13 protein-coding genes are annotated in these 15,301 nt (G+C 71.1%); 9 read left to right on the top strand and 4 right to left on the bottom strand.

What is annotated here, in order from left to right:
* The first annotated feature begins 92 nt into the window (after positions 1–92).
* Entirely contained in the window at positions 93–902 is an 810-nt protein-coding gene (locus MKW14_RS07565) for a class E sortase (protein ID WP_240860097.1), read from the top strand.
* 322 nt (positions 903–1,224) lie between these two features.
* The gene (locus tag MKW14_RS07560) at positions 1,225–2,082 is read left to right on the top strand and encodes a fumarylacetoacetate hydrolase family protein (protein ID WP_240860095.1); all 858 of its coding nucleotides are present in this window, start codon (positions 1,225–1,227) and stop codon (positions 2,080–2,082) included.
* 203 nt (positions 2,083–2,285) lie between these two features.
* On the opposite strand, the gene MKW14_RS07555 is transcribed toward MKW14_RS07560, so the two are convergent.
* Together MKW14_RS07555 and MKW14_RS07550 are read right to left on the bottom strand one after the other, a co-directional pair.
* Positions 2,286–2,789 carry a heme-degrading domain-containing protein gene (locus MKW14_RS07555; protein WP_240860093.1) on the bottom strand — a complete coding sequence of 168 codons (504 nt, stop codon included), beginning with the start codon at positions 2,787–2,789 and terminating at the stop codon, positions 2,286–2,288.
* On the bottom strand, positions 2,786–3,862 hold the full coding sequence (locus tag MKW14_RS07550; protein WP_240860091.1) for a Gfo/Idh/MocA family protein: 1,077 nt from the start codon (positions 3,860–3,862) through the stop codon (positions 2,786–2,788). Before MKW14_RS07550 ends, MKW14_RS07555 begins: the two co-directional genes overlap by 4 nt.
* A 56-nt stretch (positions 3,863–3,918) precedes the next feature.
* On the opposite strand from MKW14_RS07550, the gene MKW14_RS07545 reads away from it, so the two are divergent.
* The 7 genes from MKW14_RS07545 to MKW14_RS07515 all read left to right on the top strand — a co-directional run bounded on the left by MKW14_RS07545 (position 3,919) and on the right by MKW14_RS07515 (position 11,130).
* Positions 3,919–5,007: an ROK family transcriptional regulator gene (locus MKW14_RS07545; RefSeq protein ID WP_240860084.1), complete on the top strand. Its 1,089-nt coding sequence runs from the start codon at positions 3,919–3,921 to the stop codon at positions 5,005–5,007.
* 132 nt (positions 5,008–5,139) lie between these two features.
* A complete protein-coding gene (locus MKW14_RS07540; RefSeq protein WP_240860082.1) occupies positions 5,140–5,895 on the top strand; it encodes a hypothetical protein in 756 nt (251 codons plus the stop codon).
* An 86-nt stretch (positions 5,896–5,981) separates the two neighbouring features.
* Complete coding sequence (locus tag MKW14_RS07535) at positions 5,982–6,761, top strand: HAD-IIA family hydrolase (protein WP_240860081.1); 780 nt, start codon at positions 5,982–5,984, stop codon at positions 6,759–6,761.
* A 93-nt stretch (positions 6,762–6,854) separates the two neighbouring features.
* Positions 6,855–7,394: a hypothetical protein gene (locus tag MKW14_RS07530; RefSeq protein ID WP_240860079.1), complete on the top strand. Its 540-nt coding sequence runs from the start codon at positions 6,855–6,857 to the stop codon at positions 7,392–7,394.
* Positions 7,395–7,396: 2 nt separating this feature from the next.
* Positions 7,397–8,062, top strand: a complete 666-nt coding sequence (locus tag MKW14_RS07525; protein ID WP_240860077.1) for a class F sortase — start codon at positions 7,397–7,399, stop codon at positions 8,060–8,062.
* 99 nt (positions 8,063–8,161) lie between these two features.
* Positions 8,162–9,730 (top strand): LPXTG cell wall anchor domain-containing protein, encoded by a 1,569-nt coding sequence (locus MKW14_RS07520; RefSeq protein ID WP_240860075.1) that lies wholly within the window; start codon positions 8,162–8,164, stop codon positions 9,728–9,730.
* A gap of 401 nt (positions 9,731–10,131) precedes the next feature.
* Positions 10,132–11,130, top strand: a complete 999-nt coding sequence (locus MKW14_RS07515; RefSeq protein WP_240860073.1) for a glycoside hydrolase family 6 protein — start codon at positions 10,132–10,134, stop codon at positions 11,128–11,130.
* Between the two features lie 6 nt (positions 11,131–11,136).
* Here the strand turns inward: MKW14_RS07515 and glxA are convergent, their stop codons facing one another.
* Together glxA and MKW14_RS07505 are read right to left on the bottom strand one after the other, a co-directional pair.
* Positions 11,137–13,074, bottom strand: a complete 1,938-nt coding sequence (glxA, locus tag MKW14_RS07510; RefSeq protein ID WP_240860071.1) for a radical copper oxidase GlxA — start codon at positions 13,072–13,074, stop codon at positions 11,137–11,139.
* The gene (locus MKW14_RS07505) at positions 13,071–15,041 is read right to left on the bottom strand and encodes a glycosyltransferase family 2 protein (protein ID WP_240860069.1); all 1,971 of its coding nucleotides are present in this window, start codon (positions 15,039–15,041) and stop codon (positions 13,071–13,073) included. Before MKW14_RS07505 ends, glxA begins: the two co-directional genes overlap by 4 nt.
* Between the last annotated feature and the right edge of the window lie 260 nt (positions 15,042–15,301).

The following is a 15,301-nucleotide window of genomic DNA, read 5'->3' as shown; positions in this document are numbered from 1 at the left end:
TGTGTGGCTGGTGAGTTGGGGAACGGCCCCTTATGGTGCGGGCGGCCCGGTGCGGGGGTTCTGCCGTGGAGGCGGCGCGAGGAGGTCTGCGGATGCGCGTTCCCGTCGTGCAGCACAGCACCCGGCGCCGCTCGGCCCGGCGCCGGCGCGCGCTGTGGAGCGGGGCCGAACTCCTCGTCACCGTCGGGGTGGTGCTGCTGCTCCTCGTCGTCCACCAGCTGTGGTGGACCAATCGAGAGGCCAGGCGCGGCGCCGAGCGCAAGGTGGAGGCGCTGGAACGGGAGTGGGGGAAGGACGGGGGCGGCGCGCAGGGGGATGGCGGCGGGTCGGGTGCGGGCGCGACGCCGGCGGTCCCGCGGTCGTACGACGGCTCGGGCGGCGGCTCGGACGGCGGGGGCGGTGGTACGGGGCGACGGGCCACCGCCGTACGGCAGTCGAGCCCCTCCTGGTCCCAGGCGTACGCCGTGCTGATCATCCCCCGGCTCGGACTGCGCGTCCCCGTCGCCGAGGGCGTCGGCAAGCAGGCCGTGCTGAACAAGGGGTACGTCGGCCACTACCGCGGCACCGCCCAGCCGGGCCAGGCGGGCAACTTCGCCCTCGCCGGGCACCGCAACACGCACGGCGAGCCGTTCCGCTACCTCAACCACCTGCGGATCAAGGACGTGGTGGAGGTGGAGACGCGCGATGCGACGTACACGTACTCGGTCGACAAGACCCTGCCGCAGACCTCGGCGCGGGACTCCGGGGTCATCCGGCCGATTCCGCGCTCGGTCGTCAGGCCGGGCTACGGCTACAGCCAACCCGGCTACTACATCACGCTGACGACGTGCACACCGGAGTTCACGTCCCGGTACCGGATGGTGGTGTGGGGGAAGCTGGTGTCGATGCGGCCGAGGGGCTGAACCGTGGACCGGCGCGCGGAGTCCAGCCGCGCGGGCAAGGACTACTCGGGTGCCGGGGCTGGGGGCGGTGACCAGGGCGGTGCCGTTCATGTCCTTTGCCACGCTCTTCACCGTGGCCGTGGTGCCGCTGGCGGCCGCGCTGTACGTCGTCACCAGTACGGCGTGGAGCGCGGTGGAGCGGGCCGTGCTGTACCGGTGACGGGGGCTGCGGTCCAGTACGTGAACCGGGTATTGCATACCGCACGCTGAGCTTGGAGGATCGACCAGTCCTCCGATGGCTGCACTCATCGGCGGGCGCCCGCGATCGAGGGAGACTGTGACCATGAAGCTGCTGCGAGTCGGTACGGCGGGAGCGGAGACGCCCGCACTGCTCGATGCCGAGGGGGTGCTGCGGGACCTGTCGGGTCTCGTGGCCGACATCGACGGGACGGTGCTCGCCGACGACGTGGCACTCGCGCGGATTCGCTCCGCGGGCGACGCCGGTGACCTGCCGGTTCTCGACGCGACGGGGCTGCGGGTCGGCCCGCCGCTCGGGCGGATCGGCAAGATCGTCTGCATCGGCCTCAACTACCACGACCACGCCCGCGAGACCGGGGCCGAGCCGCCCACCGAGCCCGTCATCTTCTTCAAGGCGGCGGACACGGTGGTCGGACCGAACGACACGGTGCTGGTTCCCCGGGGGTCGGTGAAGACCGACTGGGAAGTCGAACTCGCGGTCGTCATCGGACGTACGGCCCGGTATCTGGAGTCCGCGGAGGAGGGGCTCGCGCATGTCGGCGGGTACGCCGTCGCGCACGACGTGTCCGAGCGGGAGTTCCAGATCGAGCGGGGCGGGACCTGGGACAAGGGGAAGAACTGCGAGACGTTCAACCCGCTGGGGCCGTGGCTGGTGACGGCGGACGAGGTGCCGGATCCGCAGGCGCTGTCCTTGAAGCTGTGGGTCAACGGGGAGTTGAAGCAGGACGGGACGACGGCGGAGCAGATCTTTCCCGTGGGGGAGGTCGTGCGGTACGTCAGTCAGTTCATGACGCTGTATCCCGGGGATGTCATCAATACCGGTACGCCGGCGGGGGTGGCGTTGGGGCAGCCCGAGCCCAAGCCGTTCTTGCGGGGCGGGGATGTGGTTGAGCTGGAGATTTCTGGGCTTGGGCGGCAGCGGCAGGAATTGAAGAACGCCTGAGGGGGCGGGAGCTGCGCGACGGCGGCGGGTGCGGGTTCGTTGTGGCTTGTCGCGCAGTTCCCCGTGCCCCTTTGGGGCGCTTCGCCAGGTGTATTGCCCTGAGAGGTTGGGGACGCCCGCCTCGTCGAGGACGTCGAGACAGGTGACCAGCTCGGAGTACGGGCGGCGGTACTGGTCAGCGAGCTTGCTTCCCCGTGCGGGCGTCAGTGCTTGAGGAACTCCTCCAGCGCCTCCACCACCAGCCGGTGGTCCTGCAGCTGCGGCAGTCCGCTCACCGTCACCGCGCCGATCACGCCGACGCCCTCGACGGTGATCGGGAAGGAGCCGCCGTGCGCCGCGTACTCGTCCGGGTCGAGGCGGGAGGATTCCTCGAAGGTCGTGCCCTTGGCGCGGAAACGGGCGCCGACCAGGTAGGACGCGGAACCGTAGCGCTCGACGACCCGGCGCTTGCGGGTGATCCAGGCGTCGTTGTCGGGGGTGGAGCCGGGCAGGGCGGCGTGGAAGAGCTGCTGGCCGGCCCGGTGGATGTCGATGGCGACCGGGGCCTGGCGCTCCCGGGCCAGTTCGACGAGCAGGGAGCCGAGGGCCCAGGCGTCCTCGTGGGTGAACTGCCGGAAGACCAGGCGCCGTTCCTGGGCCTCCAGTTCCTCGAGCGGCGGGGTGAGCTCCGGCTGGAACTTCGGGGTCAGCTCGGTGTTGTGCGTCACAGCTTCACCACCACTCCGTCGCGGGCCGAACGGCGGGCCGCCTCGAGCACGTCGAGCGCGGCGGCCGCCTCCGCGACGGTCACCGGATTGGCGCCGTCGCCGTCGAGGGCCCTGGTCACGGCCGCATAGTACGCGGGGTAGTCGCCGGGGAGGGTCGGTACGGGAGTGCCGCCGCCGGTCGCCGGGGACTCCCCGGAGCCGACCCGGCCCCACGCCGACTCGGGCTCCCGCCCCCAGTCCGGACCCGGGCGCTCGCCCTCGCGCAGGGCCGCCTCCTGGGGGTCGAGGCCGTACTTGACGTACCCCGCCTTGGTGCCCAGCACCCTGAAGCGCGGGCCGAGCTGGGCGGTGGTGACGGAGACGTAGAGGTGCGAGCGGACGCCGCCGGCGTGGGTGAGGGCGATGAAGGTGTCGTCGTCGGCCTCGGCGCCGGGGCGGCGGACGTCCGACTCGGCGTAGACGGCGGTGACGGGGCCGAAGAGGGTCAGGGCCTGGTCGACGACATGGCTGCCGAGGTCGTACAGCAGACCTCCGATCTCCGCGGGGTCGCCGGACTCCCGCCAGCCGCCCTTGAGCTGCGGCCGCCACCGCTCGAACCGGGACTCGAACCGCCACACGTCCCCCAACTCGCCCTCGTCGAGCAGCCGTCGGAGGGTGAGGAAGTCGTTGTCCCAGCGGCGGTTCTGGAAGACCGAGAGGAGCAGGCCGTGTTCCTCGGCGAGCGCGGCGAGCTCGCGGGCCTCGGCCGCGGTGCCGGCGATCGGCTTGTCGACGACGACCGGGAGGCCGGCCTTGAGCGCGGTGGCCGCCAGCGGTACGTGCGTCCTGTTCGGCGAGGCGATGACGATCAGGTCCAGCTCGGCGGACCGCGCGAACATCTCGTCGGGGGTCGCCGCGAGGCGCACGTCCGGGAGCTGGGCGCGGGCCTGCTCCTGCCGCTCCGGGTTGGAGGTGACCACCGTGTCGAGGACGAGGCCCTCGGTGGCGGCGATCAGCGGGGCGTGGAAGACGGAGCCCGCGAGCCCGTAGCCGACGAGGCCGACGCGGCGCGGAGTGGCAGTCGTACCAGTCATGCCCCCCACTTTCGCAACGCTGTTGCCAAAGCGCAAGGGGTGAAGACAATGGAGGCGTGAACCTGAACGGAGGGGTGAACCTTCTCGCCCTGCGCAGCCACAACGCCGCCCTCGTCCTCGACCTGCTGCGCACCGCCGACGCGGACGGCATCAGCCGGCTCGAACTCGCCGAGCGGACCGGGCTCACCCCGCAGGCCGTCAGCAAGATCACCGCGCGGCTGCGGGCCGACGGTCTGGTGGCCGAGGCGGGGCACCGCGCCTCGACGGGCGGCAAACCGCGGACGGTGCTGCGACTGGTGCCGGAGGCCGGGCACGCGGTCGGGGTGCATCTGGACCGGGATGAGCTGCGGGCGGTGCTGGTCGACCTGACGGGGGCCGTGGTGGCGGAGCGGCGGGCCGCGCTGGACTTCGGGGTGGGGGCGGAGGCGGTGGTGCGGGCGGTGGCCCGGGAGGTGGGGGCGTTGACGGGCGTACGTTCCCCCGGACCCCTGCCCCGCTCCCTCCTCGGCGTCGGCGTCGCCCTCCCCGGCCCCCTCGATCACGCCCGTGGAGTCCTGCACCGGGTCACCGGGTTCCCCGAGTGGGACGGCTTCCCCCTGCGGGACGCACTCGCCGGGCGGCTCGGGGCGCCGGTCGTCGTCGACAAGGACACCAATGCCGCCGCGCTGGGGCTCGCCGTCGCCGGGGAGCGCGGATCGTTCGCGTATCTGCATCTGAGTACGGGACTGGGGGCCGGGCTGGTGATCGGCGGCGCCGTCCACCGCGGGGCCCGTACCGGCGCCGGGGAGTTCGGGCACCAGGTGGTCCGGCTCGACGGACCGCTGTGCGGCTGCGGCAACCGGGGCTGTGTCGAGGTGCTGTGTCTCGACGCCGTGGCCCGAGGTGACCTCGCCGAGGCGGCCCGGGTGCTCGGCGTCGGGGCCGGCAACCTGGTCGCGCTGCTCGACGTGGACGTCGTCCTGCTGGGCGGCCGAACCGTCGCCGCCGCCCCCGAGGCCTTCGTACGGGGCGTCGCCGCCGTCCTCCAGGAGCGGGCCCGGCGCGGCGGCGAGGAGCCGGTGCCGGTGCGGCTCGCCTCCGGCGAGGTCGCCGAGGGCGCGGCGCAGCTGTTGCTGGCGCCGCTGTTCGGACGGGCGGAAGGCTGAGCTGGAGCCGTCGGAGCCGTCGGAGCCGTCGGAGCCGCCGAGCCGCCAGCCCCCGTCTCGGCCGATCGAGGGGATCGGGGGCGCCGTACGGAGCGGCACTCCGAAACCGCCGCCCGCACCCGGCATGGTCATGTGTTCATGCGACTGCACACGCCCCTGTCCCTCTGCCTAGCAGCAGCCGCCCTCCTCCTCCCCGCCACGACCCCCGCGTCCGCCGCCCCCGTCCCGAGCTGCTCCGACGGCGGCCGCTTCCCCCTCACCTCCCGCATCCGCGGCGGCCCCGACACCTACGAGGCCGGCGGCGGTTACGGCACCTGGTACCTGGACCTCACCAACACCACCACCCGGACCTGCGCGGCCATCCACCCCGTCGTCGTGCTCGTCGACGACAAGCGGGCCCTGAGGCCGGACCAGCCCCGCCTGGACTTCTACGACACGCACGACGACAGCCACCCGCACCCCGTCCGTTTCGTGCGGACCGACGAGGACGAACTCGTCGGCGCCTTCGACGACGGCCTGCCCGGCTTCACCGTCGGCCCGCACCGGACCGTCAGCGTCAAGGTGCGCCTCGCCCTCGCTTCCGACGCCGTCCCGAACGGCGTCACGGTCAACGCGGCCGTCGTCCAGCGGCACGAGGCCGACGGCGACTGGGTCGGCCAGTCCGGCGCCTACCGCTTCCGCGTCGAGCAGGGCGCCCCGGACGCCTCCAGCCCCGGCCCGTCCAGCCCCTCCGCCTCGCCGGGCCCCGTCCCGGACCTGCCCTTCGCCGACGAACTCGCCCGCACCGGCCTCGGCACCCCCGGCGCCGTCCTCGCCGCCGTCACCGTCGTCCTCCTCGTCACCGGCGGCGGGCTGCTGCTGGCCCGCAGGCCCGGAAGGCGGCGCTGAGACGGCCGTTCCCCAAGATCCGGCCAATGTCTAGGCTGGGGGGCCAGGCAGCACCGCGCACGGGCGTACGGCAGGAGAACGCGCACATGGCAGAACGCAGGCCCATCGAGTCGTGGCTCACCGACATGGACGGTGTGCTCATCCACGAGGGCGTACCGATCCCCGGCGCCGACGCCTTCCTGAAGAAGCTGCGCGAGTCCGGCCGGCCCTTCCTGGTGCTGACCAACAACTCCATCTACACCCCGCGCGACCTGCACGCCCGCCTGCGGCGCATGGGCCTGGACGTGCCGGTCGAGTCCATCTGGACCTCGGCCCTGGCCACCGCCCAGTTCCTGGACGACCAGCGGCCGGGCGGCTCGGCGTACGTCATCGGCGAGGCCGGCCTGACCACCGCCCTGCACGACATCGGGTACGTCCTGACCGACCACGAGCCCGACTACGTGGTCCTCGGCGAGACCCGCACGTACTCCTTCGAGGCCATGACCAAGGCCGTACGGCTCATCCAGGACGGCGCCCGCTTCATCGCCACCAACCCCGACGAGACCGGCCCCTCCACCGAGGGGCCGCTGCCCGCCACGGGCGCCGTCGCCGCGCTCATCACCAAGGCGACCGGCAAGAGGCCGTACTTCGCGGGCAAGCCCAACCCGCTGATGATGCGCACCGGGCTCAACGCGATCGGCGCCCACTCCGAGACCAGCGCGATGATCGGCGACCGCATGGACACCGACGTGCTGGCCGGCATGGAGGCCGGGATGCAGACGTTCCTGGTGCTCACCGGGCTGACCCGGCCGGGGCAGATCGAGGACTTCCCCTACCGGCCGTCCAAGGTCGTGGACTCGATCGCGGATCTCGTCGACCGGGTCTGAAACCCGTCGCCACCCGTTCGGAGCAGCACGGGCCCCGCTGCGGATGCGGGGCCCCGCCGCCCGGGGGAGTCTCCAGGTGTCTGGAGGTTCACGATGGGTTCAGTAAGAATCACTCTCTGTGCGGCGGCGGTGGCGGCGGCGGTCGTCTCCTTCGCCCCGGCGGCGCACGCGCAGGACGGGGGCTGGTCGGTCTCCCCGGCCTCCCCGGCGCCCGGCAGCGATGTCGCCCTGCGGGTCGCCGACTGCGCCGAGAAGACCGCCACGGCCGTCTCCGCCGCGTTCGTCGCGGACGCCCGGCTGGCCGTCACGGACGGCGCCCTCGTCGGCGAGACCCGCATCCGCTCGTCCCTCACCGTGGGCACCTACGACGTGACGATCACCTGCGGCACCTCCGAGCGCAAGGGCACGATCACCGTCGCCCAGGGCACGGGCCGGCCGGCGACTCCCACCTCCCCCTCCTCGCCGGTCGCCCCCGTGCCCGCCGGCGGTGGCGGCACCGCGCACCTCGCCGACACCGACGCCCACGCGACCGGGCCCGGTACGGCACACGCGGTGACCGGCCTGCTGCTGGCCGGGGCCGCCGCTGCCGCCGTCGCCGTGCTCAGCGGGCGCCGGAGACGGGGAACGGGCTGACCATGTCCGAACAGGAGCGTTCCTCCGGCTCGGGCCGGCTGCTCACAGGGGCGGCCTGGGCGGTCCTGCTGCTCGGGCTGTGGCTCTGGGGGCGGGACATGACCGACCTGCGGCAGGGCATATCCGCGCCGGCCACCGGCGACATGGCGGCGGTCGGACGCCCGCCGGACGCGGAACTCCCGCCCGCCGTACGGCCGTTGGGCGATGCGCTGCCCCAGCGGCTGGACATTCCCGACCTGCGGGTGCAGGCGCCGGTGGTGGCGCGGGGCCTGGACGCGCAGGGGGCGGTCGATCCGCCGCCCTTCGACCAGGCGGGCGTGGTCGGGTGGTACGCGGCCGGGGCCAGACCCGGGGCGGCCGGCACCGCGCTGATGGTCGGGCACGTCGACACCCGGACCCGGCCCGCTGTCTTCTACCGGCTCAGCGCGATGAGGCCCGGCGAGACGATCCGGGTGATCCGGGACGACGGCAAGGTCGCCGAGTTCACCGTCGACGACGTGCGGGTCATCGCCCGCGACGGCTTCGACGCCCAGCAGGCCTACGGGCAGCGGCAGTCGGGGCGGGCCGAGCTGCGGCTGATCACCTGCGGCGGCAGCTTCGACCGGGCCAGGGGCAGCTACACGGCGAACGTGGTGGTGTCGGCGTACCTGACGGGCAGCGGTCTGTAGAACGGGCGGGCGGCGGCTCGAACTCCTGGACAACCCTTGGCGTCCCTGGGGTGTCTGAAGGGTGGCGGGACGAGAGGCGTCCCGTGGGGAGGGACACGGATGATCAACCGTCAGCGCAGGGCGGGGGCGGTACTGGCCGCCTTCGCGGCCGCCGTCGCCGCATGGCTGCCCGCCACGTCCGCGCAGGCCGCGGACGGGCCGGTGGTGCACATCGCGGTGCGCAGCGACGACATCGGGATTCCCATCCCGGTTCAGGACCCGCCGCAGATCGGCTGGACCCTGTTCAACGACGGTCCCGGAGCCGCGAAGGACGTCACCATCAAGGCGGACTTCAGCAAGGTCAAGGACTGGGTCACGGCCGACGGGAAGTCGGTCGACACCTACACCTGGTCCACGATCGCCGACGTCAAGGAGGGCAGCAACGCGGGCTACATCCTGGACCTGGGAGCGAAGCCCGGCACCCCGCTCGGAACCAAGGGCACGGTGACCCTGAGCGGCACGTCGTCGAACGGGACCGTGGTCTCCACGGACGTCGAAGTGACCGCGGGCAACGTGGAGTTGACGGTCAACAAACTGACCGACCGGAAGGGCGACAAGCCCGGCTCCACGATCGAGAACCCGGTCACCATCAGCAACACGGGCTCGCTGCCCGCCCACGGCGCCCAGCTGCAGATGCGCACCACCCCCGGACTCTCCTACGCGGACCGCTACTCCAACTGCGTCTACTCCACGGTCAAGGACCCCGACTACCAGGCCACCCAACAGGCGCTGTGCACCTTCGACACGGTGCTGGAGCCGGGCAAGCGCTACCGGCTCCAGCAGCCGGTCAAGCTGGACGTCGGCAGCCAGGCGTTGTTCGAGTACTTCCAGGACGACGTCCTGGCCTCGCCCGGTGACGCCACCGTGGGGCCGTCGGGCGACAACAAGCTCTCCCTGGTGGAGGACGGCACGGCGACCCCCGGCGGACAGAGGACCGGCCGTCAGGTGATCACCGTCGACAACACCGCCGACATGGTGGCCGGCGGCGACAAGGCCAAGGGCGCGCCGGGTGACGTGGTCCCCGTCGACATCTCGCTGAGCAACGAGGGCCCGGGCTGGGTGCATTACAACCTCAGCGACGACCAGCCGGCGCTGCTGTTCACCGTTCCGACCGGCACCAAGGCGGTGGAGATCCCCAAGGAGTGCAGCGTGTGGCGCGAGGACGCGCAGGCGGGCACCGGCGAACAGACGCCGGGGGCACCGCAGTACGTCTGCGATCCCCACGACAACGCCTTCGCCGTCGGGGACTCCCGTACCTTCCACTTCGGCCTGGAGATCCGCAAGGGTGCGAAGACCACCACCGGTGAGGTCAAGGCGATGACCGCGTACGGCAACGTCATGACGTTCGACCACAACCACGCCAACGACACCGCGGCCGTCACCGTCAAGGTCAAGGGCGCCGGCAGCGACGCCTCCGCCTCGCCCTCCGCGTCCGCCACCACCTCGGGCGGCGACGACAGCGCCGGCGGCAACGACGTCACCACCCAGACGGTCGCCGACACGGCCGCGACCGGCGCCCTCGCCAGCACCGGCAGCAGCGGCGTGCTGCCCGTCGCCGCCGCGGTGGGCGCGGGCGCGCTGCTGCTCGGTGGCGGTCTGGTGTTCGTCGTCAGGCGCCGCAGGGCCTGACCACGGAACCGGCCGGAATCCCGGCACCCGGCCCGGTCGGCGGCCCGCTCCCCCCGAAGCCGCCGACCGGGCTGGTCCTCAACCGCGCGCGCTCGGGCTGCGGGAGTGACCCGGCGCCGGCGCGGGAGGTTCGAGGGCCGCGGTGGTGCACCGCCGACCGGGGGCTCGGGCCATCTGAGAAGACTCTAGAACGGATGAGCGCCGCAGCCCAGGGGATGAATGACGCCAAGTCCCCGTGCGGTGGCTTTCCGTCATACGTCCTGGTGACTCGCGCCGTCGCGAGGGGCTGCCGGCTCCTTGCGGGTGTAACAGCTCGCCGACAAGGCCGGGACGGCCTCGTGGGCGGCTCGGGTCGTATGTCAGGATTGACCCCAGGACCGTTGCACCCAAGGGGGAGTTGGATGTACGGCAGCAGGGGGGCCTGTGCGGCCGCGCTGGGGGCGGTACTGCTGGTCGCGGGGTGCTCCTCCTCGGGCGGCGACGACGGCAAGGCCGGCGCGACGATCACCCAACAGCCCAAGGAGCGCGACCCGTTCTGGGTCAACCCGGACAGCAACGCGGCCCGGCAGGTGAAGGCGTACGCGAAGTCCGGCAAGGACGCCGACGCCGAGCTGATCCGCAAGATCGCCGAGCAGCCGACCGGCGAGTGGATCGGCCCGGAGAACCCCGAGCAGGAGGCCCGGGGCTTCACCGAGGCCGCCGACAAGGCGGGCCGCACGGCCCTGCTCGTCCTCTACAACATCCCGCACCGCGACTGCGGCCAGTACTCCCAGGGCGGCGCCTCCGACGGCGACGCCTACCGCGCCTGGATCGACGCGGTGGCCGCCGGCATCGAAGACCGCGCGGCGATGGTCGTCCTCGAACCGGACGCCGTGCTGCACCTGGTGGACGGCTGCACCCAGGGCCAGTTCCAGGAGGAGCGCTACAGCCTGCTCACCTACGCGATCGGCAAGCTGAAGTCGCTGAAGTCCACCAAGGTCTACCTGGACGCGGGCAACGCCGGCTGGGGCCACCCCGACCAGATCTTCCAGCCCCTCACCCGCGCGGGCATCGCCCAGGCCGACGGCTTCGCCGTCAACGTCTCCAACTTCTACTCCACCCAGGACTCCATCGCCTACGGCAAGCAGCTCTCCGCCAAGGTCGGCGGCAAGCACTTCGTCATCGACACCAGCCGCAACGGCAACGGCCCCTACACGGGCGGCGACCCCGCCGAGCGCTGGTGCAACCCCCCGGGCCGGGCGCTGGGCGAGACCCCGACCACCAGGACGGCGGACGACCTGGTGGACGCGTACGTCTGGGTCAAGCGCCCGGGGGAGTCGGACGGCACCTGCAAGGGGGGCCCGAAGGCGGGCCAGTGGTGGGCGAGTTACGCACTCGCCCTCGCCAAGGCGGGCACGTAGCCGTGGCTACGGCACCTTGACCCACTGTGCCTTCGACGGCGTCCCCTGGTCGTCGTCGACGAACAGCATGTACCAGCCGGACGTCACCAGGTTCCGGTTCTTCGGCACGGTCACCGTGATCCGGTTCCCGGAGGTCGTGAAGTCCAGCGCGACCGACCGCTGGTCGACGTCCGTGACGTGGGTCGACGCGCTCGGCCGGATCAGCCGTACCTTCTTGATCGCGGAGGCCTGCGGAGACGTGAACGTCCCCGTCCCGCCGCGCGCGATGGTCTGCGGACCCCCGGACAGCGACGGCCGTGAGTCCCGGTACAGGTACGGCGGCGTGTAGATCTCGATCCGCTGCTCGAACGTGCCCGGCTTGGTGTTGGCCTTGTCGCCGTACAGCGAGTCGGACCCGAAGAACATCACCCGCCCGTCCGGCAACAGGATCGACCCGGAGTGGTAGTTCCGCCCGACCAGCGGATCCGCCACCCGGTCGAAGGAGTTGGTGTCCGGGTGGTAGATCCGCGCCTGGAGGATGTTGGAGTCGCTGCGCCCCCGGTAGTCCTCAGAGCCGCCGGACACCAGCACCGTGTCGTCCGGCAGGATCGAGGACTGCGGATAGCGCGTGCCCTTCTCCAGCGGTGGCCCGTCCACGAAGTGCGGGTTCTTGGCCTTGAGGTCGATCAGCCGGGTCTTGTCGCTGGACAGCTTGGACTCGCCGACCCCGCCGCCGCCGATCACCATGAACTTCTCGTTCTGCGCGGGCGGCAGCAGAACCGTCCCGGACGTCTCCATCTTGTTGGCGTCGCTGAGCCCGGGCAGCTTGGTGAACTGGTTGGTGTCCACGTCCCAGATGCCCGGGTCGCGCCCGACGTTGTCCGGCCCGTAGCCCGCGTTGGACCCGGAGTAGAAGATCTTCCCGTTCTGCATGAGGAACAGCGCCGGGTAGGTCGGGAACTGGCGGATCTTCTTGGTGTACGTCCACTTCTTGCTCGCCGGGTCGAAGATCTCGTTCTTGCCCGGGACCAGCTGACCGATGTCGTCGAGCCCGGAGACGCTGAGGATCTTGCCGTCGCTCAGGGTGGTGAGCGTCGGGTACCAGCGGGCTTCGTTCATCGGGTCGACCTTGATGTACTTCTCGGCGACCGGATCGAACTCGAAGGCGTCCCGGATGCCCTGGAAGTCCTTCTTGTCCAGGGCGAGTTTCTGCGCCATGCCGTAGGTGTTGCGGGCGTCGGCGCCGGTCAGGCCCTGGATCGTGTAGTTGTCCTGGGTGCCGGTCTCGTACTTGGTGCCGCTGAGCCTCGCCTCGACGTAGATCCGGCCGAGCCCGGGGTCGTTGCGCAGGAACCTGCCGGTCTTCGGGTCGAAGACCTTCTTCGCGCGCGGCACCAGCACCGGGTCCTTGGAGACGAAGGTCTTGCCGTTCTCCTTGCCGGTGAACACGGTCCCCGCGGGCAGCGTCATGGGCTTGTCCGGGTTCTCGTTGTGCACCACCATCAGCCCGCCGGCCTTGGTGACGTCCCCCTTCAGCTTCTCGTAGCGCTTGGTGCCGCCCGCGATCAGCAGGTTGCCGTTGGCCAACTGGGTGTGCCCGGTGCAGAACAGGTCCTTGGGCGTGGGGATCTTCTTGATCGTGCCCTTCACCGGGTCCCAGATCCGGGTGTCGAACTTCTTCGCGTTGAAGTTGTCCTGGTTGTTGCCCGACCCGGCGATCAGCAGCACCTTGCCGGTCCGCAGCAGCGCCGCGTGGATGGTGTCCTGGCGGTACTCCTTCGGGAACTCGACGATCTGCCAGTGCCCGTTGTCCGCTTTGTACTCGGGTCTGTTGATCTGGTACTGGTGGTACTTCTCGGTGCCGAAGCGGTACAGCCAAGGCCCGTTCATCCCGGCCAGCGCGAGCACCACCACCGTCCCGATCGCGAGCCGACGGGCGCGGCGGCGGCCTGCACGGTCGTTCATTCCTTACGTCCCCCGAATCCACCGAGTGCGATCTGCATCGTCTGGTCGTCGCCCAGGTCCGAACCTCCCTGCGGGGCAGCCCAGTCGGGCTTCTGCCCGGTGCCGTGCCGCGGCGTCTGCCGCTCCGGCAGCGCTCGCGGCTCGGCCTGCTCCTGCGTCGGCGCGGCCGGCTGCCGCCTCGCCCGGAGCAGCTGGTACCGCCAGGCGAAGATCGGCGACGCGGTGATCAGCAGGGCGAAGGACGCCCAGACGATCATCGCGGGGTGCGAGTGCTGCAGGGTGAGACCGGCGGCGATCGAACCGCCGAAGACCAGGATGAAGAACAGGTGGACGCGGAAGGTTCCCAGCAGGGTGTCCGGGCTGGCCGAGTCGCCCTTGGGCGTCACCACGAACCTGGACTTGCGGCGCAGCACGGCGTCCATCAGCGAGCGCGCGTAAATGGGCGCCGACAGCGCGGACATCGCCATGCCCGCCACACCGCCGGAGCCCTCCGGCTCGTGCGGGGAGACGTTGTGCCGGCGGTTCCACACGTACAGGCCGATCTGCAGCGCGGAGGCGTTGCCGTACAGCATCAGCCACACGGTCGGGTCGATGTTCACACCCGAGGCGCCCAGGCCCAGGAACAGCGCGCAACTCAGCGCTGCCAGGATCCAGTTGAGGGCCGACATCGGGTAGAAGACGATCATCATGGTGTAGTTGAAGAGCTTGCCCGGAGGCAGGGAGAACCAGCCCTTCCAGTACTGCTTGAGGATCGTCTCGTACGTCCCCCGCGACCAGCGCAGCTGCTGGGTGAAGAAGTCCGTCCAGGCCGCCGGGCCCTCACCGACGGCGAGCACGTCCGGGGTGTAGACCGACTTCCACTTCCGGCCCGTCGCCGGGTTCTTGTGGCGGTGGATCTCGAAGCCGGTCGCCATGTCCTCGGTGATCGAGTCGTACAGACCGCCGATCTGCTTGAGCGCGCTGATCCTTACGGCGTTCGACGTACCCACGAACATCGGGGCGCCGTAGAAGTTCCCGGCGCGCTGGATGAGGGCGTGGAAGAGGAACTGCTGGGACTCCGCCGCCTTGGTGATGGGGTTGTCGTAGTTGCCGTACACCTGCGGGCCGATGACGAAGCCGACGTCCGGGTCGCGGAAGAAGCCGAGCATCCGCTCCAGGTAGTTGGGCAGCGGCACGTGGTCGGTGTCGACCGAGGCGAAGTAGTCGTAGGCGTCACCGTGCGCCTGGAGCCAGGAGTTGTAGTTGCCGTGCTTGGTCCGCGCGCGGAACGGGCCCTTCTTCTGGTTCCACTGCTCGACGCCCTTGCGGGAGAAGTGGTGCACGCCCAGACGCGCGCAGACCGCCTTCACCTCGTCGTCGTCGCCCTCGTCGAGCAGCCAGACGTGGAGCAGGCCCCGGTGGCGCAGCCGCACCGCCGCCTCCAGGGTCCTGGTCACCATCTCCAGCGGTTCCTTGCCGGGCACGTACGTGGTGATGAAGGCGACCCTCGTGCCGGTCTCGGGCACCACCGGGACGGGGTCGCGGGCGACCAGGGTGGCGTGGGCGTTGGACAGCACGTTCATGCAGCGGAAGAACTCGATCAGACCGATCGAGACCAGCATCACGACGTCCAGCGCCGGCAGGAAGGAGAAGGCGGGGTACGCGCGTTCGGTCCAGTGCTCGGGCTGCAGCAGCCAGGCGAGCAGGACCAGCGACAGCAGCGGCGCGGCGCCCAGCATCAGGGCGGCGCGGATCCGGTGCGGCTCCTGCGAGAGCAGTGAGCGGTACCGCACCTTGTAGGGCTTGTCGGGGTCGGGCTGGGTGAGGGGGCCGGCCAGCCTGCTGTAGTGCTCGTAGTCGTATCTGGGCAGTGTTCTCTTGATCCGGCGGAACTGGCCGGTGTGGCTGTTCCTTTGCGAAGGAACGCGCAGCTGTGTGGTTTCTGACGGGTCGAAGTTGTGCCGGGCGCCCGTCGGCGTCGACGTCATGAGTCATTCCCCCCACACGCAGGTCACCGCGTGTTGTGTCGGTTGTCCTCACGCCTGCCGGCGGTCCCCCTCGACCTTCGCAGGCGCAACGGTGGCTGGCCGCAGTCACCACACTCTCCACACTCAGGACATGGAACGGCGGCCTTCCGGTTGCATGATGCCCCCCTCGGCATCCGCTCGTGCGCGGGGCCCCCTATCCCCGCAGATCCGGCAAACGCTTACTACTCCCCCAACTGCCGCGTACCCGCAGCATCTTGGAC

The sequence above is a fragment of the Streptomyces gilvus genome (assembly GCF_022513565.1).
GTDB classification, from domain to species: Bacteria; Actinomycetota; Actinomycetes; order Streptomycetales; family Streptomycetaceae; genus Streptomyces; species Streptomyces gilvus.
Note: the sequence above shows the minus strand (reverse complement) of the source record. Positions and strands in the feature narration are given on the sequence as shown.